This is a genomic window from Deltaproteobacteria bacterium, assembly GCA_020848905.1.
In the GTDB taxonomy this organism is placed as follows: domain Bacteria; phylum Myxococcota_A; class Polyangia.
The window spans coordinates 1-2,650 of sequence record JADLHG010000072.1 but is presented as its reverse complement, the minus strand read 5'-3'; the positions used below and the strand labels follow the sequence as shown (position 1 = coordinate 2,650).

The 2,650-nt window shown below is 68.9% G+C and carries 3 protein-coding genes; 1 reads left to right on the top strand and 2 read right to left on the bottom strand.

The genetic code is table 11. The features are described 5' to 3' along the window. The first annotated feature begins 27 nt into the window (after positions 1–27). Positions 28–240, top strand: a complete 213-nt coding sequence (locus IT371_29695) for a hypothetical protein (GenBank protein MCC6751864.1) — start codon at positions 28–30, stop codon at positions 238–240. A 784-nt stretch (positions 241–1,024) separates the two neighbouring features. Here IT371_29695 and IT371_29690 read toward each other — a convergent pair. After that, on the bottom strand, positions 1,025–1,792 hold the full coding sequence (locus IT371_29690; GenBank protein ID MCC6751863.1) for a hypothetical protein: 768 nt from the start codon (positions 1,790–1,792) through the stop codon (positions 1,025–1,027). A 2-nt stretch (positions 1,793–1,794) separates the two neighbouring features. Then, positions 1,795–2,595: a hypothetical protein gene (locus IT371_29685; GenBank protein MCC6751862.1), complete on the bottom strand. Its 801-nt coding sequence runs from the start codon at positions 2,593–2,595 to the stop codon at positions 1,795–1,797. Positions 2,596–2,650 lie beyond the last annotated feature (55 nt).

Sequence of the window (2,650 nt, the reverse complement as noted above, 5' to 3'; positions counted from 1 at the left end):
GTGCGCCTCGCACGGCGAGTAGTCCTCGTGGAGCAGGCGGCCGGCGGCGTCCCCGGCCGGCGACGCGAGGAGGACGGCGTCCGGGTCGCGGTTCTGCGATGCGTGGGGCTCGACGCGGCGCGCCTCGTTCGCGGCTCGTCGGTGCGCAGGCCCTGTCGTCCGTACAGCGGCCGCGTCCTCGATTGCTCGGACGCGAGTCGCCTCGACCGCGGGCATCGCTGCGCCCTCGCCGCCGATTGAGTCGGGGCATGGGACACGACCTGCTGCGACGTGCCACCGTCCGCTAAGCAACCTGCCGCGGGCGCGGGTGGCAGCGTACGCGAGGACGGCCGCAACGGCGCCGACCCGGACGAACAGGCGCCGCCGCCCGCCTCGTGCGGGCTCCCGCCCCGGCCGGCGCGGCGGCACCATGCCAGCGTCGCGAAGGGCGTCCGGCCACAGCCCGCGCGTGCGGCGGCTCCGCGCGCAGGGTGGCCGCCCGCTGAGCGCGCGGCTCTCGTGGTCGGCAGGCGGCTCGAGGGCGAACATCGTGGTCCCGGCGCGAACGACGATAGCGGAGGTCGGCCAGCGCTGGGAGGCTGTGCCGCGCCGCGTCGCCAATCGTCGCGCCAGCGCCGGACTCGCCGTCCGCGCTGCCAGCCTGTCCCCTGAAGCCGAGAGCGGCCCGGAGGACGACTGCCGGGTCGCGCCCCGCGCCAGCGGTGCCGCGCCGAAGTGAGCGACGACGAACCGCGCGTTCGCGCGGAGGCCACCTGGAGGTGACGGCCACCATGCGCCTCCTTCGCGCCCGTCGCCCGACGCGCCCAGGCGAGAGCCGTCCCACGCCTTCGCTGTCGAAGCGATCGAGCCCCCGCCGTCACCGACGCGGACCTTGGGGTGGGTCCGCCCATGGCCACGGAGTGGCCCAGTTCGAGGGCGCCGCGGAAGAACTCGGTGTAGCCTGCACCGCCAAGCTCGCCGCCTCATCGAGGCCCGGCCGGCTTCGCACCCTTGTGCGCCAAACCGACCGCCGCCCCATGGCCCCCTAACGTCCGCCGCCGCGGTTACCCTTACCGCCGTCGCGCGAGACCTCCCGCTCACGCGCCTGCGCCCGCAAGAAGCGCTCAGCGGCGTCTGCTGCGCTGAAGGCTGGCACGCTCTGCGCGCGCCTGGTCATTCGCTCGACGTCCCGACTCGAGCAGTGCACTCCACGCCCCTCATGCTCGCCCCACACGCGCCCCGTGGCGCTACCGAGACTCTCCACCAGCATCACGACCTCCGACTTGCTCGCCCCGAGAATCCAAACTTCCCACATCGGCGCGGCCAGCGGAAACACCTGGACGATCTGCAACCTGCCTCCCTCCCATACTGCATGCAAAGGAATGAGCAAGTCGCTTACGAACAGTTCCTCGTGGATCCCATCGAGGACGCTGAACTCCAATCCCTTGGAGTAGCTCTCCTCCATGTTGGGCGCCATCACCCAGTGTGACGTGCACCAACTAATCGTCTGGTACCGCACACCCTCAAACAGCTTCCGACCCGAACCCCGTGCATCGATCGAGAACTTCCCCATCTTGGAGTACGCGACCTCCCATTCTGAGGGCCACGGCACGTTCATCAGCCAGCTGCAGTCCTTCTCTTGCCACCAATCCCGTGGCGGGGGCACTGCCGCGCTGGGAGCGACGGCCTGTGACGACGCGGCGCCTGCCGAACCCGACATCGGCGTCGAACGCCGCTCGCAACTCCCGATAACGAGCGTCACCGTCAGCGTCACCGCGCTCGCGGCGTGAGTCACAATCGTGCTCGCCCTCATGACTACTCCGGAGGCACCGCACTCTTCTCTGAACTCGCCTTCCCGTCGCCGCCGCCTCCCCCGGCTGGCTTTCCGCCGGAGCGCTGGCAGTTCTGGCAGTAGTTCTTCATGATGTACTTGACCTGGTATACGTTGGGGCGCCTCAACGCGTCCGCGTTGCCCAGTACGTTCCCAGGCCGCACCTCCGCCTGCCGCCCGCCCACGGGCTTCGGGCTGTCATGACTGATCCCGAGGAGATGGGCGACCTCATGCGCGAGGACGCGCTTCGGTGAGTCGATGGCCATCTCACCGCGCCCCAGCGTCGAGGCCTTCATGAAGTCCTCCTCGAGGATGGGAGGAATCGCCAACTGGCCACGCCGGTACCGCTCCTGCGCGTCCTTATGGTGCTTCACAGCTTGAAGGTGGTCGCGCACTCGCTCTTTTACACCTACCGACCAGACAGCCGCGGTGGCCCAGGGCGCATTCGCATCTGAACTCGGCGCGTGCACCGTCATGACGTTGAGTCCCTCACCTCGCCCCGCCCGCTCGACGGCCTCGCGTCGGGTAAGCACATCGATCCGCGTCCGCACTTTGATCCCGCCGAACGTCCCGGTCCAGACGCGTTCAGCCACTTTGACCTGTCGGGCAACGAACCTCTCGAACTCCTCTTCGACAACTCCATCACCGCGTTGGAACAAGATCGGTATCCGTATCTGAACGACGCCATACTTGTCTTTGTAGATCGTCGCGTACAACCCCACCGGATCCACCGCCTGCAGCACCCTCCCGCTCACGTACGCATACAGGTTCAGATCCCCGCCCACCCCATGCACCCCGAGCGGATCTGCGCTCACCCACCGCCCCAGCGGCGTGCTCAGG

Excerpts from the sequence above, each read along its gene's own strand:
- IT371_29690 (MCC6751863.1), bottom strand. The coding sequence starts at position 1,792 with ATGAGGGCGAGCACGATTGTGACTCACGCCGCGAGCGCGGTGACGCTG.